The sequence below is a fragment of the Spirillospora sp. CA-128828 genome (genome assembly GCF_050945415.1).
Taxonomy (GTDB): Bacteria; Actinomycetota; Actinomycetes; order Streptosporangiales; family Streptosporangiaceae; genus Spirillospora.
Genome location: NZ_CP191986.1, coordinates 7,938,016 through 7,960,942, shown reverse-complemented (window position 1 = coordinate 7,960,942; position 22,927 = coordinate 7,938,016). Strand labels below are relative to the sequence as shown.

Here is a 22,927-nt window from a genome sequence, read left to right as displayed (position 1 = left end):
CTCCCTGGATCGACGTTCACGGGTGGGCCGCCCGGCGGTCGACCGGCAGGCCCGGCGGCGCTGGCGGGGTGGATGTGAGAGCGGTCAGGGCGTAGCGGACCAGGGTTTTCAGCACGGTGAGAGTCGAGCTGAAGTCACGGGCGTCGCAGTCCACCACGGGAACCCGCAGCGGCAGCTCCAGCGCCTGGCGGACCTGACCGGCGGAGTAGCGGTCGGCGCCGTCGAACTGGTTCACCGCCACCACGAACGGCACGCTGCGTTCCTCGAAGTAGTCGATCGAGGGGAAGCTGTCGGCCAGGCGGCGGGTGTCGGCCAGCACCACCGCCCCGACCGCGCCCCGGGTCAGGTCGTCCCACAGGAACCGGAACCGCTCCTGCCCCGGCGTACCGAACAGGTAGAGCATCAGGGGGGCCGGGACGGTGAGGGTGCGGCGGCCGTGGTCCAGCGACACCGTGGTGGTCGCCTTGCCGTGCACGCCGTCCAGGGAGTCGATCGGCTCCCCGGCCGCCGTCAACAGCTCCTCGGTGGTCAGCGGCTCGATCTCGCTGATCGAGCCGATCAGCGTGGTCTTCCCGGCACCGAAGCCTCCGGCAACAACGATTTTGATGGACGGGAAGGCGGGCGCGGCCGGTCCGGGGCTCGTGGTTGGCGGCGCGGTCATTTGACGTCCAGGGCGTTGAGGCCGGCGAGCACGTCCTCGAGCAGGTGGCGGCTGCGGGTGTTGATTTCGGCGTGGGGCTGGGCGGCCAGCGCACCGTGGTCGATCAGGTCCGAAATGATGATCTTGGTGATCAGGGCGGGCTGCTGGAGCGTGGCCGCGATCTCGGCGAGTGTGCGTTGCTGTCCGTGGCACAGCCGCAAGGCTTGGGCGGCCTCTGGCTGCAGCGTGTCGGCGGGCACGGTCTGGTGGGTGGCGGTCAGCACGGTGTCGAGGTCCATGCCGTGGTTGGGGCGGGTGCGGTTTCCGGTGACCATGTAGGGCCGCAGGACCTCTGGAGCCTCTTGAGTGATCCATGCCCCGCTCTGCGGCTCACCCCTCATCGCCGGCCTTGGCGTCGTTGGTGCCGTCGGCCGTGCTGGTGCGGGTTGTGGCGCCCAGGTGCCTGGCCACGCTGGTGATCAGCTTGGTCATCTCGCTGCCGACCATGCGGGTGTCGGCGTCGGGGGCGGCCAGCACGGTCAGCAGGGTTCCCGCGACGCTCGTGTCGGTCGCCTCGCTCTGCCGGGTGTTCATCACGAACAGGTTCTTGCGCGCCAGTTGGACCATCAGGAGCTGGACGTTGCCGCCCGGCGGGTCGGTGATCTTTCCCGCGGTCTTGCCTGAGGAGTGCAGGGTCGTCGCGACCGCGGCGAGATGGGCGGACTGGGCTTCGGACAGTCCGGCGGAGGCCAGCGGCATCCCGTCCAGCGTGCCCAGCACTGAGGCAGTGGTGCCGGGCACCTCCTGCAGGTAGTTGACCAGCAGCCACCCCAGATCGCCGGTTCCGCCGTGCGGCTCGGTGGGGGTGATGGAGGGGACAGGGCTCGTCATCGTCGTCTCTTCTCTTCTGGGCTGGCATCAGCGGCACGGCACGGCACGGCACGGCACGCGCCTCGGCCGAGTCGGGAGCAGGTCAGTTCGTCGATGCTTGGGGACGTGGTTCCGGGGACGGGGCGGGAAGCGCATCGCTCCCGTTCTGGTCGGCGGCATGGTCGGTCGCGCGGTCTGCTGGCGGGGTGGCGTCCGGGGCGTGGGCGCCTTGCAGGAACGCGGCCACCGGCCCGACATCGGCGCCGGTGGCGGTGCTATTGCTGCTGGTAGCGGGGCTGTTGGTGACGTCCGGCCCGCTCACCGTGCGGTGTGCTCCGGGCCGGCGGGGGAGCGGAGGTAGGCTCCCGTCCCCGGGTTCGGGCCCCGGTTCCGTCTCCGGCGCTGACGTGGTCCTGGCCTCGGAGTGCGGGTCGCCACGCCGCCGGGGAAGGGGCGCCTCAGCAGGCTCTATCGTGTCGCTGGGCTTGGCAGGCTCGGTGTGGGGTGAGGGCGTCCGGGAAGGGCGCACCAGCTCGGCAACCGGTTCGAGGGCGCCCGTGATCACCTGTGTGGGGGGCTGCGGGGCGGACATGAACGGCAGCCGCGGTTTCAGCAACAGCGTTTCCGGCAACTCCACCACGGCCCGCGTCCCTCCTCCGGGGTTCGGGTGCAACCTCACCTGGACCCCGTGCCGCTCGGCGAGCCGAGCCACCACCAGCAGCCCGATCGGCCCGGTGATGATCTGCTCCCGCAGCTCGACCGAGTCTGGATCGGCCAGCACCCGGTTCAACGTCGCCCGCTGGTCCGGCGGCATCGGCAGTCCCCGGTCGGCGATCTCGATGCGCAGCCCCGCCGACGGCGGATCGCCCGGGGTCACGGTCACCACCACATCGGCGGGTGAGAGCTGGGTCGCGTTCTCGATCAGCTCGGCCAGCAGCAGGGTGATCTCCGGCGCGGCATCCCTGGGCAGATCCACCTCGATCCCCGGCGGCGGAATCCGCACCCGGGGGAAGAGCTCGACCTGCGAGGCCGCCTGCCGCAGCACCGTCGACAACTGCAGCGGCTCCGGTAGCTGCCGTGCCCTGGCCCCACCGAGCACCGCGATCCGCTCCAGGCCCCGCAGCGCCCGCATCGCCAGATGATCGATCCCGTACAAGCGGCGCAACAACGCTGGGTCCTCCACGCCTCGCTGCAACTCATCCAGCACCATCAACTGCCGGTACACCAGCTTGTGCAACGGCTGCCCGATGCGGTCGAGCACCTGCCGCACGCCCGCCTCACCGTCCGCGTGGCGGCGGCGCACGTCCGCCTCGATCGCCGCGGCGACCATGGTCGCTGTGTCGTCGTAGGCTGCGGCCGGGCTGAACGGCTGAAACCAGCAGGCCCCGGTGTGCTCGTGCCCCGAGTAGAGCCGCGGCCAATGCCAGAGCAACTCGCCGGGATCGTGGGGGCCCGGCAGCAGCACCACCAGCCGGCCCGCGTACGGGTGGAGGTCCACGCGCTGCGCGGAGACCGCCATCGCCCCCGCCGGGCTCCCCGTGTGCGGTTTGCCTGAGGCACTCAGGCCCCGGGCAGTGAGGCGATCGACCAGCTCGCGTGCGTGGTCGCGGGCCTGCCCGGACGGTTCATCGACGCCGGGCCGAACCAGCGCCTGAGACGGATGAGTCGTCATGGCAGCACCCCAACGCCGCACCACAGGTCCACCTGGGTGGGGACCAGCCACGGGCCGGGAACCGGACGCCACGCCGGCGCCCAGACCAGCCCCGGCGGGATCATCGCCATCCCGGTGAAGAGCGCCTCCAGGCCGGCGGGGCTGCGGACGCACGGCGGGCCAGGACTGGCGTCGGCGCACATGCTGCCGAGCACGGCCAGGCCGTGGTCGTGCTCGGCGGTCAGGTGACAGAACGCGATGAAACTGCCCGCCGGAAGGGCAGCCCGGAAGGCGGACACGGCCGCGGCGGCCTGGGGATCGCCAAGGGTGTCCAGGCTGTTGATCAACAGCACCGCGACCGGACGGTACAGGTCCAGGGTTTCGGCGGCGCCGTTCAGCACCGCGCGTGGATCATTCAGGCCCGCCTGCACGTATCCGCAGACGCCGGTGAGCTCGCTGGCGAACATGGCCTCGGCGTGGGTCATTACCAGCTCGTCGGCGTCGGCGTAGACCACGCGGGTGTGCGGGGTGATCGACTGGGCGATGGCGTGCGGTTCGTCGTGCAGCGGCATGTCGACGCCGGCGACCAGGAACTGGTCGATGCCGTACTCACCGGCCAGGGCACGCACCACCCGGTCGCGGAACGCAAGCCGGTGCCGGGCGATCGAGGTGATCTGCGGGAAATGCTCCTCGACCTCGTCGCCGAGAGCACGGTCGGCGAGGTAGTAGTCCTTCCCGCCGACCCACATCGTCCACAGCCGCGGCATTGCAGGGCGGTCGGGGTCGTAGGTGATCAGGTCACGCTCGGCGGCACGCCAGTCGAACGCCGTCTCGCCGCCGGTCACCGGCCACCCCCCGGCGTGTCGGCCTGTTCCTGAAGGTGGCCAGGGAGCATGACGGTCATCCCGAGGACGCGAACCGTGTCGTACAGCGGCCCCGCATACGTGCCGTCCGGCGACCAGCGCTGGACGTCGACCAGGCCGGGTGGGGTAACGATGTCCCAGCCGTCGGCCAGCGCCCGGATCTCCTCTTCGGTCCGGAAGTAGATCGGGCTGATGGCCTTCTCGTCATACGCCTTGGTCATTCCGGCGACGCGCCGCCCGCTGGTCTGGGTTGAGGTCACGTGCGAGACCACCACGACGCTGCCGAGAGCCAACCGTTCCCGAAGGCCCGCCATCACCGCGGCCGCATCGGGCACGAAGTGCAACACGGCCGCCAGGATCACGACCAGCGGCTTGGCCGTGTCGATGAGGCCAACCGCATCGGGGTGCTTGAAGACGCTGTCGAGGTCGGTGACGTCGCCGCGCAGCACCCTGCCGTAGCCGCGCCGGAGCGCTCGCGCGTGCGCCAATACGACCTCGTCGTTGTCGAAGGCCAGCACTGTGGCGCCTGGGTCGACCGAAAGGACGCAGTTTTCCACCGACGGGAGCGGGAGATCGTTGACGATGCCGACTCCGATATCGACAACCTGGCGGATCTGGTGCTCGGCGACGGCCCATACCGCGGCGCGGCCGGCGAACCGGAAGTTCTCCCGCGCGGCCTCCGGCACATCGGGGGCCAACCGGATGACCGCCTGCGCGGTCTCCTCGTCGACGCTCGACCAGTCCTTGCCGCGCAGGTAGTAGTTGTAGACGCGGGCCAGGCTTGCCTTGTCGTAGTCGAGTCCGGGACCGGTCATGACACCGCCGCCATCAGCTTGGCGCGCAGCCCAGCAGCCGTGTTGGCGTCCAAGTCGACGTCCTTGACGTCGGGCCGCGACTTACGCCGGTCCGGGGCGAAGAAGGCCCACCAGCGATCCTCGCTGGAGTGGACGATGTTCCAGTCCGGGAAATCCCGCTTCTGCTCGGCTTTGGCAGCGTCCACGGGCGGGCTAGTAGATGCGGGCATGACGAGGTCCCTACATGGAGGACGAGGGTTGACAGGGATGGCAGCGAGAGCCAGCTGCAGGGGGCTGCTGCGAACGTGTCGAAGCGTGTGACGCTGGAGCGGACGTGCACGCAGAACGGCGACCCTCACGTCTGCGTGCACGTCCACCAGACGCCGACCAATCGCCAGGAAGGCCGACGTTCCAATGCCGTTCCGCGAGTGAGGCGGGGGCGACACCGGTATGGGGCGGGCGCCGTTCATGACGGTCCAGCCGGGTTGGACAAGATCGAGTGGAGAGCCGCGGGGGACTCCGCGCGATCGCCATGGCTCGGTGAAGGGCTTTGCTAGGTCGCGTATTTGATTGCCCGCCTGTGGCGACAGGCAGCGGCAGCGTAATGCGATGTGGTTGTGGCCTCATGAGGCTTCACCCGTGCAGGCGCACCGCTCCAGCACACTTGCCAGTGCCTTCTCAAGCCGCGCCCGTGTCTGGCATGGCCAGGTCTGGTGGTCATGGGCGCAGCGAGGAGGTGCACCGAGAAAAGGAGTCGGACGAGGCGTGTGTATCCGCAGTGTCTCGATGTTGCCGTCCAGCAGGACCAGCGTGACGTCAACGAGCACCCCGTTAAGCGGGCAATAGGGGCGAAGGCTGGCGATGTTCCGGTGCTCGGCGGAAGGGGAGCGGAGAGCGCAGGCGGGAGCGTCCTCGGACCCTGAGGTAAGGCTCACCAACTGGATTCGTAGCGAGCGCAGGGCTTCCGCCAGCATGTCTTGCTGCGGGATAGCGTAGCCAGGCTCGGACACCATGGGGCCGGATCTCCTGTGGCTGGAGGACGGGGTGCTGTGCGACCAGCCTGATCAACTCCGGCGCGGTTGTGGAGAGCATTGGGACCGCATCGGATAGGCATTTGCGGCCAAGTCGGGCAGAGGTCGGCGACCTCACCGCATTCACACCGCATTCGCAGACCCTTAGTGAGTAAAGGCGTGCCAACCGCAGGCGGATGACGGATAATGGGGGACGCCCTGTCGGGCGCCCACAAACCCGTTCGTTCACTTCCTTCACGACGAGGCGGCAATGGCCGAGCCGACGTATCTCAGGCACGCACTCATCGCCGCGCGGAACGATCAGGGCTGGACCCAGGCTGTAGCTGCTGACCGGGTCGGTGTGGCTGAGTCAACGTGGCAGCGCTGGGAACATGGCGAAGTCTCGCCCCGCCTACCGCAGATGGTTCGTGTCGCTGAAGCGTTCAAGGTCAGCCTTGAACGGGCCAGATCCTGGTTTGCGCGTGGCGCGCAGGCCGAGGAGACGCCGGGAACCACCGACATCACCCGGCCGATGCCAGAATCGGTTGACGCGCTTCAGGGAGACCTTCTCGTTCCATGGTTGGGGGCGCGGCTCGCCTGCTCCTCGCTTGCGGATACCGTGGAGGTAGCCAGCGAACTGTGGAGGTGGGACGTGGATCCCTCTCGCCGCGCCCTTCTCTCCAGCCTTCCATTTGTACCCACGGCACTGCGCGAATGGGTGGCCTCGATCACTCTGGACCCCGGCGCAGACAGCCGCGGGCATGCCGGAACCTCCCGGACGGTCGGTATCGAAGACGTTCATCGCATGCACGATGCGATCGATGCGTTTGTCGACATGGACCACCGATACGGAGGCAAGCTGACCCGCCCGGCGATCGTGCACTTCCTCGACACCGAAGCGGCACCGTTGCTCAACGGCCGTTACACCGACGAAGTGGGTAGTCAGCTGATGTCGGCCGCCGCTGCCATGACCACCCTGGCCGGCTGGTCCGCCTACGATCTGGCTGAGCATGGTCTTGCCCAGTCCCACTATGGCCAGGCTCTGGCGCTGGCCAAGGCCGCAGATGACCCGTTGACCTTGGCGTGGGTGCTGGCCACCGCGAGCCAACAAGCCATCGATCTCCAGCAACCGGAACTCGCCGTTCGGCTGGCGCGTGCCGCTCAACTGGCCAGTCAGGAGGTCGCCTGTCCACCCCGTGTCCGCGCGGTTCTTCTGTTGCGCGAGGCTCGTGCATCTGCTGTGGAGATCGAACTAGCGGAGACTCCCGACCGCCACACGATCTCGCGCGTGGAACGACTGCTGGGGGCTGCCGAAGACGCCTTCATGGACATCACCCCTGATGACGACGATCCGCGATGGGCGCACGACCTCGACCATGCCGAGCTGCTGGCCGAAGCCGGATGCGTGTGGCGAATGATTGGCTACTACCAGCGCGCGGCCGACAACGCGCAGGTGGCGTTGAACGAGTTCGACAGCACCTTCGTGCGGTCTCGGCAGTTCAATGTGATCCACCGTGGCCAGGCTCTTCTGGAGCTAGGCGAGCTGGACGCGGCGCTGACCATCACCCAGCAGGCGCTTCCGCTATCCATCAACCAGCGCTCGACCAGATCGGTAGATTTGGTGCGGTCGTTCAACAATCAACTCAACGCCTACGCCAGCGAACCGGCCGTCATGGAATGGCGCGATCAACTACGCGCTGCCCTGCCGAGCGCGGCCTGAACCTCCACCCTAGCCTGACACCCGCTCCCGTCGGCGCCCTACGTGGCACCATCGCTATCATGATTCAGCCGCCACTGGCTGCCGCCTGCCAGGCCGTCGGCCTTGATCAGACCGAGGCCCGTCTGCTGCATGCACGCGCCAACCACACTTACCATCTACCGCGCGAATTGGTCGTGGTGCGTCTACGTCGCACCCGTAATTCGGAAGAATGGATCCGGCGGCTCACCACTGCGGTTCAGGTAACCGCCTGGCTGGCGGCCCGAGGCTTCCCCACGGTCGAGCCCTGGCCAGCAGCCAGCCCTGCAGTCACCATCGACGGGTGGACAGCCACCTTCTGGCGCTATGTGCCAACCGAAACCGCCCTCGCTCCTGCGAACTCAACGGATCTGGCCGAACTACTCCGCGATCTTCACAGCCAGCCGGAACCGCCCGTACAGCTTGCGTCCACCAATCCGCTCGGCGCCCTGCTCGCCGACCTTGACCACGCCGGCGAAGCCCTGACCCAGGCCCAACACTCATGGCTAAAAGCCCGCGCCACCACTCTCAACGAACAGTACCCCCACACTCCCATGCCGCTTGGGCATGGAATGATCCATGGCGACGCCCACACCGGCAATCTGTTTCCGACCAGCCGTCGATACCTGCTCGGAGACTGGGATTCGGTCAGCTACGGTCCCCGAGCTCAGGACCTAGTTCCAACCCTCGACGGAGTGCACCACTTCGGACAGCCGCAGTCCGACTGGGACCGCCTGTGCACCGTCTACGGTGTCGAAACCGGGATCGAAAACCACCCAGGCATGCGACTGCTGTGCGCCGCCCGTGAACTGCGCTCACTCGCGGCCTACATCCGCTCAGCCCCAGGTCGGCCCGACATCCATTCCGAACTGACCAAACGTCTTCAGACTCTCATGGACGGCACTCCAGCCCGATGGCAGCCCATATGATCAATGCGGGTCGGCATCTCCTGTTCGCTCAGCCCGTCGGAGACCGAGACGTACTTCCGCGTGTTCGCATCAGGCGACACGAGAGGCAGCTATTTCGTCGCCGTAAAGACGACCGAAGCAGGCAGGCTATTGGCTCAGCGGGGCCTGCCGTTGTCCGCGCCACCTTCGCATAGAACGGCTTGACCGCGATCTGGTCCAGGCCAGGCTCACGACGTGGGATCCGGGGTGTTCGATGCCGCCGGTGCCCGCGACCTCTCCGCATGCCCCTGAGCGGGAGGAGGCCCCATGAGCCAGCGCGGTCGTTCAGCGGTTCGGAGATCATCCCGGCGTTACGGAAGGTCGTCGAGGATGGTGTGCAGGGGCCCGGTACAGGTCCGACATAACCGGCGGAAACTCAGGCGGGAGGGGCGCCGGCTACAGGCCATTGGCTCCTGCGCCCGTAGGGTTCAGAGCCATCTGCCGAGTAGCAAAACGTCAGTTCTGCCCTCTCTGTCAGACTGCTGAATCTGCTCCCGAAAGTCAGATCGGGATCCGCTGGGCCGCCTGAGCCCTCGCACGGTGGCTCTGTGCGCGCCGAGTTCCTTGACCAGGGCGGCGGGACCGACGGCCATCAGCGGGCTGATCGCTGAGGCGTGGCGGGCCGCCATCCAGATCCGAGGATCGCGGTGCTCGGGGGTGGAGAACATCTGGGTGCTGAGACCGCGGATAGTGAACGGCGCGTCGTTGAGGTATCGGGCTCCGCCGGTTCCGCACAGGTAGGTGGTCGCGCCGGCCGCGCAGGTCAGGTCGGCCAAGCGTTCGGACCGGCCGGTGCGGGTGGGCAGGTCGCTGCTGCGCCGGATCGCCCCGGTCCAGCCGAGCATGCTGAGCAGCCTCGTGGTCGAGGTCTGGCTAATTTCGGCGAGCCGGTCGGTGATGTCGAAGGCGTCCAGGACCTCCTGCAACGGGTCGATGAAATCGGCCCAGTGTGCGCTGCGCCGGTAGTACTGCTGCAGGAGCAGTGCGACCTTCCGCCGGGCCCGGGACGGGTCGTTGATCAGTACGTCACCGATGAGAGTGCTGCGTCCGCCGGGCAGGTGGATGGGCACTGTCAGCCATTGGTGGGCGTCGTTGTCGCCGGGGGCTGCGAGGCGGCAACGGTGCTGGTAGTCGCGGCGGGCGAATTGCACGTCGTCCAGGACCACCCAGACGTCGGCGGTGAACAGCTTGGCCAGGGTGGACAGCCGGGGGAAGAAGTTTGGCTGGTGGATCGCGCAGAGCAGTTCGCCGGCCACCGTGATCAGCTCGTCAGCAGGCGGCTATCGAATCCTGCATCGAGCAGACGCCGGTAGGCGGCCTCCACGTTGGCAGGGACGTCCTGGGCGATGGCGAAGCCGGCGGCCGGATATTCGATGACGCGTTGCAGGTCACCGACGAGCATGTCGATGACCAGCTTCTCGTCACCGATCGACTTTAGGTAGTCGTCGAAGGTCAACGGCTCGGACGCGCACACCGCCTCCGCTTCCGGCCAGAACTTACCGGCGGTCGCGAACGCCCGCCGTTCCATATACGGCTTGGAGATCAACATCACCGACTCCACTTGCACTCCGGCGTCGGTGAGGGCTTGGCGGGAGAAGCTGATGTTCTGGCCGGTGTTACCGGCCCGGGGTTCGATGATGATCGCGGGTAGGGGAACACCGAGCTGCATGGCGTGCTCGGCGAAGTGAACGGCCTCACCGCGGGGGAACCGTGCCTTGGTGGTGGGGCTGTTGCCGCCGGAGAACACCAGGACCGGGAACAGGCCGGCGTGAAAGAGTTGCGCGGCGAACGCCGCCACCCCAAGGTCGTGGCTGCCCAGGCCGATGGCTGCCGAGCAAGGGCGGGCTTGGTGGTGCATCTGGTGGTAGTCCCAGATGGTCATGGCGTCGGCCCGCTGATCGTCAGTGGCGGCGCGCTGGTGCTGGTCGGTCACGAAGTCCCCTCGAAGTTTGGTGCGTGCTGGTCGGCTGGGCGTGGTGTTTTAGATGGTTGGTCCGTCGGTGCTCTCGAAGCCCTGGCGGATGCTCCGGATGGCGCGCAGTTGATGGCTCAGCCCGCTGGCCAGGGCCAACTGGGCAGTCTGGCTGAGCAGAGCCAGCCCATGCTCGCAGGTGCCCTCGTCGGTCAGCAGGATGTGGGCATGGGCGGTGGAGAGCCGTACGCGCTGCATGGGGGTGTCGTCGGCGCCGCTGGTCTGCGCGATGTCGATGAAGTGCAGGGCCTGGTCGAGGTTTCCGGCGCCCCGGGGGGAACCTCAGTGCGACTGCGGCAGCAGTTCGAGGGCGTGATCTGGCGGTTTCGCTCGGGAGCGCAGTGGCGGGAGATGCCGTCCGAGTTCGGCGCGTGGTCGACGGTGCACAACCGTTTCCGGCGGTGGCGGGACGCCGGTGTGTTCGAGGCTCTGCTGGAGGGGCTGATAGCCGAGGCCGCGAAGCGGGGCGTGGTGGATCTGTCGCTGGTCAGCGTCGACTCCACCACCGCCCGGGCCCACCACGACGCCGCTGGGATGCACCTTGGTCCCGGCGTGCTCGATGCCCTGGAGAAGGCCGACGAGGAAGAGAAGACCAGGTCAAAGGGGGCGGCAGTGAGGAACGAAACGGGCAGGACGGCGAAGCCGATCCCGGACGGGAGGAGCGACGGCGCGTGAGGCGCCGACGCAAGCTCCGGCTGAAGGCCGCTCTTTTGGGGCATTCGAGGGGCGGGCAGACCAGCAAGGTTCATTTGGCCGCCGACCGGAAGTGCCGTCCGCTGGCGTTCGTCCTGAGCGCGGGCCAGGCCGCCGACAGTCCGCAGTTCATCCCCGTCCTGGCCAAGGTGCGGGTCCGCGGTCCGGTCGGCCGTCCCCGCACCCGACCCGACGCGGTCGCCGGGGACAAGGCCTACTCCTCCCGCGGCAACCGCGTCCACCTGCGCAGACGCGGCATCAAGGCGGTCATCCCGGAGAAGAAGGACCAGGCCGCCAACCGGAAGAAGAAGGGCCCCCGCGGTGGGCGGCCCGTCAGTCACGACGCCGAGCTCTACAAGGAGAGGAATACCGTCGAGCGCCTGATCAACAAGCTCAAGTCCTGGCGCGGCATCGCCACCCGCTACGACAAGACCCCAGGCAGCTACCTCGCCGGTCTCCATCTCCGTGCCTCGATGATCTGGATCAAGGATCTCACCCGGGCCGCTCAATGATCACGACTCGGCTGTTACTCCGCCGGTGACCAGGGAGCGGAGCGCAAGTGCGCGACGCTGTGCCGGGCGCGGCCCTCCGGCGGTCCGCCGGCCGCCTTGCCCACCGCGACCATGGAGACGATCACCCAGCCCGGGTTCGGGTCCAGCTCCTTGGTGAGCCCTTCCAGGTCGAAGGCCCGGAATTGGTGCGCGGCCAGCCCCATGGCCTGGGCCTGAACAGTCATGTGGGCGATGGCCTGGCCGAGGTCGTAGTCCGCAAACTCGGAGTAGAGCAGCTGCGTGTCATCGACATGCCGGCGCGTCAGCGTGACGACGAGCAGGCCCGCGTCCGTCGCCCAGCGGGCCGAGCTCGGCGCAAGGTGAGGGAGCACCCGGTCGTGCTCCGGCTCACCGGGCCTGCCGTTGAAGAAGCCCCACGGCTGGGAGTTCCCCGCCGACGGCGCCCACCGCGCGGCTTCCAGCAGCAGCCCGAGGGCGTGGTCGTCGACAACCGCAGACGGATCGAACCGGTAAGGGCTGAAACGCCCGGCAAGCAGCGGGTGTATGCCGCTGGGCGGCTCCTGAGGATGGTGCATGTTCCGCTGCAACCGGCGACCGCGAGTGCGCATTCCGGCCGGTGCGAGCGCGGGCACCGCCCACGCCAGACGACTTACCGGAACGAAGATCCACGCGCGGGGAAACCCGCAGATTGATCACGACCCGATACGCGCCCTAGGCGGGGCTATATTCGCTCGCCCCGTCACCGAGACAGGCTTACCGTTTTGTTGCATGAGCGAGGAGAGCGACGATCAGGAGTTCCTGGGCAAGCTGGTGAGACTTGCCCAGCGGCAGTCCGAGCGACACCGGGCCCTGGAAGCACGGCCGCAGGCGTCGGATGTCCAGCCGGGCAGCCCGCTGGCTGGCGATGAGGCCAAGTCGCATCCCTACCAGGTGGGGCATGGCGCCTGGCACGCGTTGACGGTGGCTCAGGACCACCTGCTGTGTCTGCACTCCTCTCTGCACGGTGAACCTGGACGAGTCCTTATCCACACCCATGCACAGTTCACGCTGATCCGCGCTGGGCTGGAGAACGCCGCGCGTGCGGTGTGGCTGCTCCACTCCAAGGACAGGGCCACCCGTGTCACCCGGCGGCTGGCGATGCAGCGCAACGAGATCCGCGCCTCCTACAAGATGCGCGAGCTGGTCGGTGATCCGGGTCGGCGCACCAAGCAGCAGGCGTTGGAAGAGCTCAACACCTTGCTGGCCGCGGTGCTGGGGGTCACTGACGCCGAGGCCGAGCAGGTGCTGAAGCACACCCCGGTCTCCTACAAGGACATGGTCCGTGATGCCGCGCCTGTGGCCGGGGTCCCAGCCGATGCCGCCGAACTGATTTGGAGCGCCGGCAGCGCCATCGCACACGGAGACACCCACGGCACCTTGAGCGTGCTGGACAAAGAGGTGTCGGCCGGCCGGTCGGCCAAGGGACATGGCGTTGCGATGGCCCGCGTCACTGGATCGGTGAGCGGCCTGTACTGGTCCATGCTGGTCGCCACGTTGCTCCTGGACACCGGCTACGACCTCTACACCCAGCGTGCCAGGTCGCCCTTCGGCCGATAGCCGGTGCAGACCCCGCTCCGCAGGTAGGCGGTGCGGCGCGGTCGAGGTCAGCGGCCACGGCGGCGGGGTCGGCGTCGAGAGTGACTTGGGCGGAGTTGTGTTCGCCGAGGCGGACGAAGCGGCAGAAAGATGGGCCGCGCTCTCCCGGCGTGCGCCAGGTCCTTGCTGTGGATGTCGGTGCAGAAACCGCAGCCGTTGATCTGGCTTGCGCGCAGCAGCACCAGGTCGATCGTGGTCTTGGATAGCAGACCGCTGTTGATCACGGCCATGCCCGCGTGTTAAGCCCTTCATGGCCTTGCTGGCATCGGCACGGCCGAGAAGCCTGCGGCCTGCCACATCCCCGAACGCGAATCATCTACTTGCCTTACATGGCGGACCGGCCTCCAGGCCACTGACCTGACTATTTCAATCAACTACCCCAGATAACGATGGTGATGCGGGGCACGCTGAGGATTGTGTGCTGGCTCAGTCGCCCGGTCGGTCGAGCCTCAGGATCGATGCTCAAGTGGTCCGGGTGTCGGCGCCGATATCCGGCATGCCGTCAAGTGCATCGACGCCATACACCGCCAGCCGCAGGTCATCATCGATGTCCAGCAGGACGCCGCTCGGGTCGGGGCGAATGCAGAGGGCGCGGTAGATCAGTGCGTGGCGACACGACGTCTACAGGTCGCCGCTGCGCCACGCCTCGGCCTCGGCGTCGATCTGCTCGATATCGGCCGGTGGGATGTGGATTGAGGCGACCCAGGTGTGGATGAGGTCGGCGCATTGGGCGACGGTGTCGTCGTTGACCTGGCCGTGGACGTGGAAGTAGGTGATGAGCGGACCGGCGGCAGGCTGGTCGGCGTCGCAGCCGGGGCACAGCACGACCTGGGTGGTTCCGCGGACGAGATGTCCGTCGGGGCGTTCGATGTTGTGGGGGACGCGTGCGGCCAGCAGGCCGTCCCCGCCGCAGCGCGGGCATGCTGGGGCATGCGCGGCGGACATCACGTGGATCGGTCTGTGGTCTCGTTCGGTTTCGCGGTCGTCTGGTGCGGTCATTGGATCGCGCTGGCGCCGAAGAGGCTCTTGACGTCTCCGAAGAACGCCGATCCGGGCTTCACCTGGAAGAACTCCAGGTTGTACAGCTTGCCGCGGCCGCCGGGCATCATGCAGGCCAGGTGCACCGGAGCATCACCTGGGTGTGCCTTGAGGATGCGTTTGAGCTCCAGCACAGTCTCAGTGTTGAGTCTTTCGGTTGGGACGCTGATGACGATGGGCGGTTCTTTGCCGGTCGCGGCCGACACGTCCAGGACCTGCATTTCCTGGGCGTTGATGGACACGCTGCCGTCACGTTCGTTGATCTTCCCCAGGACGCTGATCACCACGTCCGGGGCCAGCGCCGCGGAGTACAGCTGGTAGGAGGAGGGGAAGAACAGCACTTCGATGGTGCCGTCGAGGTCTTCGAGTTTGACGATCGCCCAGGTGTTGCCCTGCTTGGTGACTTTTCGGTCCAGCCCCGAGACCAGTCCGGCCAGGCGGATCATCCCTTGGCGGCCGCCGGCGCTGATCTCGGCGGTGGTGGCGTCGCGGTTGCGTTCCAGGATGCGTTCGGCGCCGTCCAGGGGGTGGCTGGAGACGTACAGGCCGAGCATCTCCCGCTCGAACGTCAACAGGGTGGACTTGTCCCATTCATCGCCTTCGGGGACGGTGACCGCCAGCGGAGACGCGCCGCCGGCATCGTCGTCCAGTCCGCCGAACAACGAGTCCTGGCCGTGCGCGGCGTTCTTCTTCTCGCTGATCACCGAGTCGACGGCTGGCTCGTGGACCATCATCAGCGCCTTGCGGTCATGGCCGAGGGAGTCGAACGCTCCGGCTTTGATCAGCGATTCGATGGCGCGCTTGTTGCAGACCGGCATGGGGACCTTGGTCAGGAAATCGGTGAAGTCGGTGTAGGCGCCTTGCTCCTTGCGGGAGGTGACGATGCCGTCAACAACGTTGTCGCCGACATTGCGGATGGCGCCCAGCCCGAAGCGGATGTCGTCGCCGACGGCGGCGAACATCGCCACCGACTCGTTGACGTCCGGAGGCAGCACCTTCACCTTCATGCGGCGGCATTCACCCAGGTAGACGGCCATCTTGTCTTTGTTGTCGCCGACGGAGGTGAGCAGTGCCGCCATGTATTCGGCGGGGTAGTTGGCTTTGAGGTAGGCGGTCCAGTACGACACCATCCCGTACCCGGCGGTGTGGGACTTGTTGAATCCGTACTGGGAGAAGGGGACCAGGACGTCCCAGACGGCCGTGGCGGCCGGGGCCGAGTAGCCCTTGTCTGCCATGCCTTGGGAGAAGATGGCCCACTGCTTGTCCATCTCCTCTTTCTTCTTCTTGCCCATCGCGCGGCGCAGGATGTCGGCGCCGCCCAGGGTGTAACCGGCGAGCTGCTGGGCGATCGCCATGACCTGCTCCTGGTACACCACCAGGTGGTAGGTGTTGCCCAGGATCGGCTCCAGGGCGTCTTTGAGTTCGGGGTGGATCGGGGTGATGTCCTGCTGCCCGGCTTTGCGGAGCGCGTAGTTGGTGTGGGCGTTGGCGCCCATCGGTCCGGGACGGCCGAGTGCGAGGACGGCGGAGACGTCCTCGAATCGGGTGGGGGCCATCAGCTTGGTCAGGTCCCGCATCATGCTGGAGTCGAGCTGGAAGACCCCGAGCGTCCAGCCGGCTTGCAGCAGTTTGTAGGTCTTGGTGTCGTCCATCGGGATCTCGGTGAGGTTCACCTCGATACCGCGGTTGGCTTTGACGTTGTCGATGGCGTCGCCGAGGATCGTCAGGTTCCGCAGGCCGAGGAAGTCCATCTTCAACGCGCCCAGCTCTTCGCAGGAGGGGCCGTCGAACCCGGTGATGCGAGCGCCGTCGTCAGGCCGCTTTTGGATCGGCATCACGTCGATCAGCGGTTCGGACGACAGGATGACCCCGGCGGCGTGCACGCCGGTGCCGCGGGTGAGGCCCTCGATGCCGACGCCGGTGTCGATGACGCGTTTGACGTCGACGTCGTCGCTGTAGAGCTGCCGTAGTTCGGTCGCCTCGGCGTGCCGGGGGTGGTTGTCGTCGAAGATCGCCGCGAGGGGGATTTCTTTGCCGGCGGCGGCGGGCGGGAACGCTTTGGTGATGCGGTCGCCGAGCGCGAACGGCAGGCCGTGGATGCGGCAGGCGTCCTTGACCGCGGCCTTGGACTTGATGGACATGTAGGTGATGATCAGGGAGACGTTGTCCTCGCCGTAACGGTCGGTGACGTAGCGGATCATCTGGTCGCGTTGCCGGTCGTCGAAGTCCAGGTCGACGTCGGGCATGGAGACGCGTTCGGGGTTGAGGAACCGTTCGAAGATCAGGCCGTGCTCGATTGGGTCCAGGTCGGTGATGCCGGTGACGTAGGAGACCATCGACCCGGTCGCCGATCCTCGGCCCGGGCCGAGCCAGATCCCGTTCTCGCGGGCGTAGTTGCAGATGTCGGCAACGACCAGGAAGTAGCCGGGGAATCCCATCTCATCGATCACCGAAAGCTCGTACTCGATGCGTTCGGTGACTTCGGCGGGGACCGGTTCGCCGTAGCGTTTCACGGCGCCGCGGGCGGCTTCCTTGCGCAGCCAGGACGATTCGGTCTCCCCGTCGGGGATGGGGAACTTGGCGGACAGGTCCCGGCGGGCGAACACCTCGTCGTAGTCGGTGACCATCTCGGCGACCAGCAGGGTGTTGCGGCACCCTTCCAGCCAGGCGTCGGAGGAGTCGACGGCCCGCATCTCATCGGCGGTCTTGAGGTAGTAGCCCGACCCGCCGAACCGGAACCGGTTCGGGTCGGTGATCAGAGCCTGGGTTCCCACGCACAGCAGCGCGTCGTGCGCCTCGGACTGGTCCTGGGTGACGTAGTGGGAGTCGTTGGTGACCAGCGGCGGCAGCGCCAGCCGCTTGCTGATCTCCAGCAGGCCGTCGCGGACTCGCCGTTCCAGCGGCAGACCGTGGTCCATCAGTTCCAGGAAGTAGTTCTCCTTGCCGAAGATCTCCTGGTACTTGGCCGCGGCGGCGAGCGCCTCGTCGAACTGGCCGAGCCGCAGCCGGGTCTGCACCGCACCCGAGGGGCAGCCGGTGGTGGCGATGATGCCCTTGCCGTGCTCGGCGAACAGTTCGTCGTCCATCCGTGGCCACTTGCGGAAGTGGCCCTCCAGGGAGGCGAGCGAGGAGAGCTTGAACAGGTTCCGCAGCCCCTCGGCGTCACGGGCCCACATCGTCTTGTGCAGGTAGGCCCCGGACGCTGAGACGTCACCGCCCTCGCCGGTCTCCTCGTTGGTCTTCTTCTGGTGCGGTTCGCCCCACAGGATCGGCTTTTTGACGAACCGGGACTCTGGGGCAACGTAGGCTTCGATCCCCAAGATGGGCCGGACGTCGCTCTTTTTGGCGGCTTTCCAGAACTCGTACGCGCCGAACATGTTGCCGTGGTCGCTCATCGCCACCGCCGGCATCCCGAGTTCGGCGGCCTTGGCCACCAGCGGAGAGATCTTCGCCGCGCCGTCCAGCATCGAGTACTCGGTGTGAACATGCAGGTGAACGTAGGAGTCTGAGCTGTTCGCCAACGTGGAGTGCCCTTTCGTCGCGGGGCCGGCCGAACGGGGACGGGACCGGTGGTGGAAGACGACCCCCTGAGCCTACGGCGACGGCTGGGCCCGGTGGGACAGGCACGAGCACATCAGCATGATGAGGTTGCGTGAGTCGGTGGACACGGCCATCGCGGGTTGGGTTCTGCCCAGCCAAGCGGACCCGGCCAGCGAACCGGTGACCGGTTCGCTGGCCGGGCGTGTGAGTTTCAGCACCGCCGTCTGGGGCTCTGCTCGGTGTTCTCGCCAGCCCGACGGCGCCGCACTACGCGGCCCCGCAGGTACCCGAAGGAGTTCAGGCGGTTGCGGGCAGCGGCGCCTTGGCGTTGTGCCGGAGGGGGTAGTTGTCCTGCATCCCTTTGTCGCACGGCGTCTCCGGGACGATCAGCCCGGCGTCGGTGGCGGCCAGAAGCTGGTCGACCTCCCCGTCGTCCAGGCCGTAGCTGAGGCCCGGGGCCTCCAGCCGCAGGCTGATCGCGGCCTTCTCCGGGAGCGTCATGGGCATCTTTCTTCCTCTCGGCGCCGGGCATGCCCGGCGCGGTGGGGTTCGCCGGCGGGTTGCCCAACGGATGAGGCGACCGCGACCAGGACGTACTGGCCGTGTTCGAGAGGTGCGACGGAGGAAGTGAGCCAGTCCGGGACGGCGACGTGCGCCCCCAGCCGTTCACCGGGCAGCGCGCGACGCCGCGCGGCTGGGCATGGGGCCATTGGCCGGTGGCGGGTAGCAGGGCCTCCACGATGTGTACGGCGGTCTCCCACCCGCCGCGTCCTGGGCAGCCGGCGCGGGTTTCCCAACGGCTGACCGACGGTTGAGCGCCCCATGGGCGGGCTGCGGGCAGCATGTTGGTGTGGGTACTCCGATGTACACAACGGACTTCATCCCGGGCGATCAACACAAGGTGCAGGCGGAGCAGATCCGGGTCGGCAGTCCAGGCACAAGCCCCGAGACCGCTCTTGAGAACCTGGCTACTGCGGTGCAGGACCTGCATCCCGATGCGGTGGTAGGGGTGGGTTTCACCGCGATCCCCCAGGCGACCAGCCACGGAAGGGGCGTGGTGACCGAGGTCGCCTTTGTCGCTTACGGAACCTGCGTTCGTTACGAGCCCACGCAAGGGTGACTGAGCACGCCCCTGCCGTCCATCGGGCGCGGGCCTGATCCGCCGCATCTCGTGTACCCCATGTACCCGGTCGCTGTACCCCGCGGCTGTACCCCTGCACCGAGCGCACGCCGGCGTGCGACGACCACGGCGCGGGCGCCAACGACGAGACGACCACGAAGACGGGCCGAGACCGCGTCGAGAACGACCGGCCGTTATCGGCGGGGTCAGGCGGGGAGCGAGTCGCGGACGCGGACGTGACGGTCGATGCCGGTCCGGGTCAGTGAGTCGGCCAGCCGCTGCTGCGGCCGCAGCAGCAGCAACTCGCCGCCGGCGGAAGCGGCGCGCTTCCACAGCCGGACGAAGGAGTTGAGCCCTACCGAATCGCAGAAGGACACCTGCGACAGCTCCAGCGCGATCAGCGGCGGCACCTCCTGGGCGATCAACGTGACGACCGGGCCCAGCAGCGCCGGCGCGGTGAACCGGTCCAGCTCCCCGCGCAGCTGCACCGTCTGCCATGCCCCGTCCTGGATCATCTCCATGGCCAGCCGCGGCGCGGCCGGGGCGGCATCCGGCGTCGTCACGTGCACACCCCTCCAATCGGCGGACATCCCGATTATCGCCGTCCCTTGGCCACGTGGGGTGGGCACTGGCAAGGTCGCTGGCACAGTCTCCCTAGCGCGGGGAGTCCGTCGCCACTTCCAGTGGGTTGTTGTGGCTGGTCAGGGCAGTGGAGGGGATACCGGGATCCGTCACAGCGGCGCGGGTGGTGACGGTTTCGCGTGCCCATTCGGCGCGGCGTGCCCGGCGGGCGCGGTAGGCGGCCTGCGGGCACGCCTGGCGGTCGTGTCGTGCGACATCTCGAACGGTCCTCCAGAGATTGCCTCTCAAGGGGGGCGCCTCCCTTTCCGTCCCGCCATCCCACCGCATGGCCCGCCCGGACTCGATATGAAGGCCATATAGCAAGGTCATATATCCGAGTGCTCGCCTTCGGCCGACCCGGGCGGACCTCACCCCGCCCGGCCAGGCCCCGGCCACCCGGCTCGACCTCGAACCGCGCGTGCTGTTCGCTCCCACGATCACCTGATCAGGGTCTTGGGCAGATACGGCGGCGAGCTATGAGCAGAAAGCCGCCCGTTGGGATCGTCGCCCCCTTTACCGTTGAGGCGAGCTTTCGTCCCCTCTTACTCGCAGGAGGCGCGTTCGGTGTTGAGGCCCAAATGCACCCGACGACGCAAGGACGGCCGCCCGTGCCAGCGGGAGGCGGCCGACTGGCCAGGGCAGTGGCAGGGGTACGGACTTCCTGCCCTGGAATGGCCTGACCACGACCGGGCGGTCGCATGCTGGACGCACCTGACCGAGGCCGAGCGCCGGCAATGCCTGCACGACCGGACCGCCCCACAGCCTCTCCTGGAAGCCGCCCGGGCCGAAAGCCGTGCTCAAGTCGAGGCCGAACAAGAACGCAGGATCGCCGAGCGCCGCGCCGCCGGGCTGCCAGACCATCCGCCGCCACCTGAAGAGCCCAGGTGCACCGGCGGACCTTGCATATCGGAACAGCGGGCCTACCCCGGGCAGGACCTCGCTGACAGCGCCTCGGCACGATGTAACACCTGCGGCGCGAATGTCTGCGTATCCTGCGGCCGAACCCCCGTCGACGGTCATTTCACGATCTGCGATGGATGTGCGGAGTCGATCGAGGTCGGCATTGAACTCCTGGAACCTCAAGGGGCTCCTGCCGACTACAACCCACCTCTTGGCTTGCGCCCCGACCTGCGTCGTGACCTTCACCGGCTCGCGGGGCAGATCGTGCGCGCCTCTGGCCTCGACCACCCGACCGTGCAGAAAAGGCTCAACAAGAGCATGGGGGTATGGCGGCGGGACCAGGCCAGTCCCGATCAACTACAGCGCGGGATCGACGCCGCCGAAGCCTGGTTGGGCCAGCTCCAGCAACCGGCGGCCCCGCAACCGCCAAGTCGGCAGGAAGCCGACAGAGTCCGGTTGAAGACGGAACTGACGTCCTGGGCTGCTGAACGAGGCCTCACTCTCGCCGAGGTTGCGGCCCTGGCCTCCGACCAGCAGCCGCCTGCCTACAAACATCCCTGACCTTCAGCAGCTCACCCCTTGAGGCGGTGACCACGGTGCTGGGATCGGTCAGCGCGATCTTGCCCTTGTCTTGATCACAGGAGAAGCCCGGCCGGAGCATCTCTTGGGAGGGCTCCGGCCGGGCCGGTTGATCAGCAGTTCCCTCATGGGCGATGCGGCGGGATCTGCGCGGCCGCTTCACCTCAAGGGATCGGGCGTGTCGGTCAGGCCGTCGCGGGCAGCGGCGCCGTGGCGTCGTGGCGCAGGGCGTAGTTGTCCTGCATTCCCTTGTCGCACGGCGTCTCCGGGACGATCAGCCCGGCGTCGGTGGCGGCCAGGAGCTGGTCGACCTCCCCGTCGTCCAGGCCGTAGCCGAGGCCCGGGGCCTCCAGCCGCAGGCTGGTCGCGGCCTTCTCCGGGAGCGTCATGGGCATCTTCCTTCCTCTCGGTGCCGGGCGGGCCCGGCAGGGTGCGGAGTTCGCCGGTGGGTTACCGGACGGATGCGGCGACCGCGACCAGGACGTACTGGCCGTGTTCGAGGGGGACGACGGAGGAGGTGAGCCAGCCCGGGACGGCGACGTGCGCACCGGCCACGGGCCGGATCATCAGCTGGCGGCCCCAGGGGAGGCCGGGCATCGCGGTCATCTGGGACCCGGCGCGGGGGTCGGCGAAGGCGATGGCGCCGGACTCGGTGTGGGTCGGGGCGGGGCTGGCCGCCAGTACCCACCAGGCGACCAGGTCGGCGGGGTGGCCGGTGGCGGGCACGTCGTGGCCGTGCCGCCAGACCTGCACCTGGATGTCGACGCTGCTGATCGCGGGTGCGAGGTCGGGGCCGTAGGTGTCGGCGAGCGCGTCGAACGATGCCCGGAACTGCGCGGCTGCGGCATCGAGGTCGGTGATGATGTCGCTGGGCGGCAGGGATTCCAGGGCGGGCCCGTCGGCGCCGATCTCGGCGGCCGCGGCCGACAGCAGCGCGGCGGGGTTGAGTTCGATGACGGCGACGGGGGTGCCCCAGTGCTGCCGGACGGTCGAGCCGTTGTCGCCGCAGGGGCGCCGGTCCCGCACAGAACCGGTGCGAGCAGCGGTGCCGGTGGCGGGGGTGTCGGTGGCGGGGGTGGTGAGCGTCATGACATCCGGCTCCAGCGCTCGTGGTAGGCGATGTTCCAGGCGATCGCGATCCGCAGACGCGAGTCCGTCGCGGTCGCCTTCACCGAGTGGGGCTGCCAGCCGGGGAAGGCGACCATCCGGCCGGGGATCGGGGAGTAGCGGACGACGCCGGGGGAGGCCATCCGGCCGACGGCGGCCGGGCGCGGGTCGAGCATCTGCAGATACCCGGCCTCGGTGTCGCTGCTGGGGTCGGCGGCGACGTACAGCACCCCCGACCATGCCGAGTCGTGGTGGGTGTGCGGCCGCAGGGACCCGCCGGACCGGTACACCACGGCCCACGCTTCGGCGTTGACGTCGTGGTCGCCGATTTCGTCGGCGGCGTCGCCCAGCACCGCGCGGGTCATCGCGTTCCCGGCGGCGGCGATCTGGACCTTCAGCCACTCGATCGACGGGTGGTCCCAGGTCAGCATCGTCTGGGACGACTTGATCGCGTCGATCCCGCCGAAGTTCGCGGCCTGGGTGTCGGTCTTCTCCGCCTTCAGAATCATCTCCCGCAGGACCGGGAGGTGCTCGGCGGAGCCGGGGCAGTCGGCCTGATAGACGGGGGTCCTCCACATCTGCATCACCGGCCGTCTGGTGGGGAACGCCGGCGGTCCGGCGGCCGACGAGTGCGCCGGGCGCGAGTGATCGGTCACGGTCACAGCCACAGTCCTTTCTCCTGGTTAGGGGTGTGCGGTCC

At 68.0% G+C, this 22,927-nt stretch carries 23 protein-coding genes and 1 pseudogene; 6 read left to right on the top strand and 18 right to left on the bottom strand.

What is annotated here, in order from left to right; all coding sequences use genetic code 11:
• Window positions 1-16: 16 nt before the first annotated feature.
• The 7 genes from ACQPXG_RS38325 to ACQPXG_RS38295 form a co-directional block, all read right to left on the bottom strand.
• Window positions 17-661: a GTP-binding protein gene (locus tag ACQPXG_RS38325; RefSeq protein WP_433464038.1), complete on the bottom strand. Its 645-nt coding sequence runs from the start codon at window positions 659-661 to the stop codon at window positions 17-19.
• A complete protein-coding gene (locus ACQPXG_RS38320; protein ID WP_433464037.1) occupies window positions 658-1,041 on the bottom strand; it encodes a DUF742 domain-containing protein in 384 nt (127 codons plus the stop codon). The genes ACQPXG_RS38325 and ACQPXG_RS38320 overlap by 4 nt, the downstream gene beginning before the upstream one ends.
• The gene (locus ACQPXG_RS38315) at window positions 1,031-1,531 is read right to left on the bottom strand and encodes a roadblock/LC7 domain-containing protein (protein ID WP_433464036.1); all 501 of its coding nucleotides are present in this window, start codon (window positions 1,529-1,531) and stop codon (window positions 1,031-1,033) included. The genes ACQPXG_RS38320 and ACQPXG_RS38315 overlap by 11 nt, the downstream gene beginning before the upstream one ends.
• 82 nt (window positions 1,532-1,613) lie before the next feature.
• Complete coding sequence (locus ACQPXG_RS38310) at window positions 1,614-3,182, bottom strand: ATP-binding protein (protein WP_433464035.1); 1,569 nt, start codon at window positions 3,180-3,182, stop codon at window positions 1,614-1,616.
• A complete protein-coding gene (locus ACQPXG_RS38305) occupies window positions 3,179-4,006 on the bottom strand; it encodes an SAM-dependent methyltransferase (RefSeq protein WP_433464034.1) in 828 nt (275 codons plus the stop codon). The genes ACQPXG_RS38310 and ACQPXG_RS38305 overlap by 4 nt, the downstream gene beginning before the upstream one ends.
• On the bottom strand, window positions 4,003-4,839 hold the full coding sequence (locus tag ACQPXG_RS38300; RefSeq protein ID WP_433464033.1) for an SAM-dependent methyltransferase: 837 nt from the start codon (window positions 4,837-4,839) through the stop codon (window positions 4,003-4,005). Before ACQPXG_RS38300 ends, ACQPXG_RS38305 begins: the two co-directional genes overlap by 4 nt.
• Window positions 4,836-5,024: a hypothetical protein gene (locus ACQPXG_RS38295; protein ID WP_433464032.1), complete on the bottom strand. Its 189-nt coding sequence runs from the start codon at window positions 5,022-5,024 to the stop codon at window positions 4,836-4,838. The genes ACQPXG_RS38300 and ACQPXG_RS38295 overlap by 4 nt, the downstream gene beginning before the upstream one ends.
• A gap of 1,075 nt (window positions 5,025-6,099) precedes the next feature.
• Here ACQPXG_RS38295 and ACQPXG_RS38290 point away from each other — a divergent pair.
• Together ACQPXG_RS38290 and ACQPXG_RS38285 are read left to right on the top strand one after the other, a co-directional pair.
• Window positions 6,100-7,548, top strand: coding sequence for a helix-turn-helix transcriptional regulator (locus tag ACQPXG_RS38290; protein ID WP_433464031.1), 1,449 nt, complete (start codon window positions 6,100-6,102; stop codon window positions 7,546-7,548).
• A gap of 59 nt (window positions 7,549-7,607) precedes the next feature.
• A complete protein-coding gene (locus ACQPXG_RS38285) occupies window positions 7,608-8,492 on the top strand; it encodes a phosphotransferase (RefSeq protein ID WP_433464030.1) in 885 nt (294 codons plus the stop codon).
• 446 nt (window positions 8,493-8,938) lie between these two features.
• Here the strand turns inward: ACQPXG_RS38285 and ACQPXG_RS38280 are convergent, their stop codons facing one another.
• Together ACQPXG_RS38280 and ACQPXG_RS38275 are read right to left on the bottom strand one after the other, a co-directional pair.
• Entirely contained in the window at window positions 8,939-9,766 is an 828-nt protein-coding gene (locus tag ACQPXG_RS38280) for a WbqC family protein (protein ID WP_433464029.1), read from the bottom strand.
• A 5-nt stretch (window positions 9,767-9,771) separates the two neighbouring features.
• A complete protein-coding gene (locus ACQPXG_RS38275) occupies window positions 9,772-10,443 on the bottom strand; it encodes a YdcF family protein (RefSeq protein WP_433464028.1) in 672 nt (223 codons plus the stop codon).
• Window positions 10,444-10,764: 321 nt separating this feature from the next.
• Between ACQPXG_RS38275 and ACQPXG_RS38270 the strand changes: the two are divergent.
• Window positions 10,765-11,687 (top strand): annotated as a pseudogene (locus ACQPXG_RS38270) (IS5 family transposase); the annotation flags it as partial.
• Window positions 11,688-11,701: 14 nt separating this feature from the next.
• On the opposite strand, the gene ACQPXG_RS38265 reads toward ACQPXG_RS38270, so the two are convergent.
• On the bottom strand, window positions 11,702-12,262 hold the full coding sequence (locus ACQPXG_RS38265) for a nitroreductase family protein (protein ID WP_433464027.1): 561 nt from the start codon (window positions 12,260-12,262) through the stop codon (window positions 11,702-11,704).
• A 193-nt stretch (window positions 12,263-12,455) separates the two neighbouring features.
• Here ACQPXG_RS38265 and ACQPXG_RS38260 point away from each other — a divergent pair, with 193 nt between their 5' ends.
• The gene (locus ACQPXG_RS38260) at window positions 12,456-13,283 is read left to right on the top strand and encodes a hypothetical protein (RefSeq protein WP_433464026.1); all 828 of its coding nucleotides are present in this window, start codon (window positions 12,456-12,458) and stop codon (window positions 13,281-13,283) included.
• Window positions 13,284-13,330: 47 nt separating this feature from the next.
• Here ACQPXG_RS38260 and ACQPXG_RS38255 read toward each other — a convergent pair whose 3' ends face one another.
• The 4 genes from ACQPXG_RS38255 to ACQPXG_RS38240 all read right to left on the bottom strand — a co-directional run bounded on the left by ACQPXG_RS38255 (window position 13,331) and on the right by ACQPXG_RS38240 (window position 18,407).
• On the bottom strand, window positions 13,331-13,552 hold the full coding sequence (locus tag ACQPXG_RS38255; protein WP_433464025.1) for a carboxymuconolactone decarboxylase family protein: 222 nt from the start codon (window positions 13,550-13,552) through the stop codon (window positions 13,331-13,333).
• A gap of 391 nt (window positions 13,553-13,943) precedes the next feature.
• Window positions 13,944-14,267, bottom strand: coding sequence for a DUF6300 family protein (locus tag ACQPXG_RS38250; RefSeq protein WP_433464024.1), 324 nt, complete (start codon window positions 14,265-14,267; stop codon window positions 13,944-13,946).
• Between the two features lie 50 nt (window positions 14,268-14,317).
• Window positions 14,318-17,881, bottom strand: coding sequence for a DNA polymerase III subunit alpha (gene dnaE, locus ACQPXG_RS38245; RefSeq protein ID WP_433464023.1), 3,564 nt, complete (start codon window positions 17,879-17,881; stop codon window positions 14,318-14,320).
• Window positions 17,882-18,197: 316 nt separating this feature from the next.
• Window positions 18,198-18,407: a hypothetical protein gene (locus ACQPXG_RS38240; protein ID WP_433464022.1), complete on the bottom strand. Its 210-nt coding sequence runs from the start codon at window positions 18,405-18,407 to the stop codon at window positions 18,198-18,200.
• Between the two features lie 355 nt (window positions 18,408-18,762).
• On the opposite strand from ACQPXG_RS38240, the gene ACQPXG_RS38235 reads away from it, so the two are divergent.
• Window positions 18,763-19,020 carry a hypothetical protein gene (locus ACQPXG_RS38235; protein WP_433464021.1) on the top strand — a complete coding sequence of 86 codons (258 nt, stop codon included), beginning with the start codon at window positions 18,763-18,765 and terminating at the stop codon, window positions 19,018-19,020.
• Window positions 19,021-19,226: 206 nt separating this feature from the next.
• Here ACQPXG_RS38235 and ACQPXG_RS38230 read toward each other — a convergent pair whose 3' ends face one another.
• On the bottom strand, window positions 19,227-19,583 hold the full coding sequence (locus ACQPXG_RS38230) for an STAS domain-containing protein (RefSeq protein ID WP_433464020.1): 357 nt from the start codon (window positions 19,581-19,583) through the stop codon (window positions 19,227-19,229).
• Between the two features lie 622 nt (window positions 19,584-20,205).
• Between ACQPXG_RS38230 and ACQPXG_RS38225 the strand changes: the two genes are divergently transcribed.
• Window positions 20,206-21,102 carry a hypothetical protein gene (locus ACQPXG_RS38225; RefSeq protein WP_433464019.1) on the top strand — a complete coding sequence of 299 codons (897 nt, stop codon included), beginning with the start codon at window positions 20,206-20,208 and terminating at the stop codon, window positions 21,100-21,102.
• 203 nt (window positions 21,103-21,305) lie between these two features.
• Here ACQPXG_RS38225 and ACQPXG_RS38220 read toward each other — a convergent pair whose 3' ends face one another.
• From ACQPXG_RS38220 to ACQPXG_RS38210, 3 genes are all read right to left on the bottom strand, one after another.
• On the bottom strand, window positions 21,306-21,509 hold the full coding sequence (locus ACQPXG_RS38220) for a hypothetical protein (RefSeq protein WP_433464018.1): 204 nt from the start codon (window positions 21,507-21,509) through the stop codon (window positions 21,306-21,308).
• A 61-nt stretch (window positions 21,510-21,570) separates the two neighbouring features.
• Window positions 21,571-22,209: a hypothetical protein gene (locus tag ACQPXG_RS38215; protein ID WP_433464017.1), complete on the bottom strand. Its 639-nt coding sequence runs from the start codon at window positions 22,207-22,209 to the stop codon at window positions 21,571-21,573.
• A complete protein-coding gene (locus tag ACQPXG_RS38210; protein WP_433464016.1) occupies window positions 22,206-22,895 on the bottom strand; it encodes a putative 2OG-Fe(II) oxygenase in 690 nt (229 codons plus the stop codon). Before ACQPXG_RS38210 ends, ACQPXG_RS38215 begins: the two co-directional genes overlap by 4 nt.
• Between the last annotated feature and the right edge of the window lie 32 nt (window positions 22,896-22,927).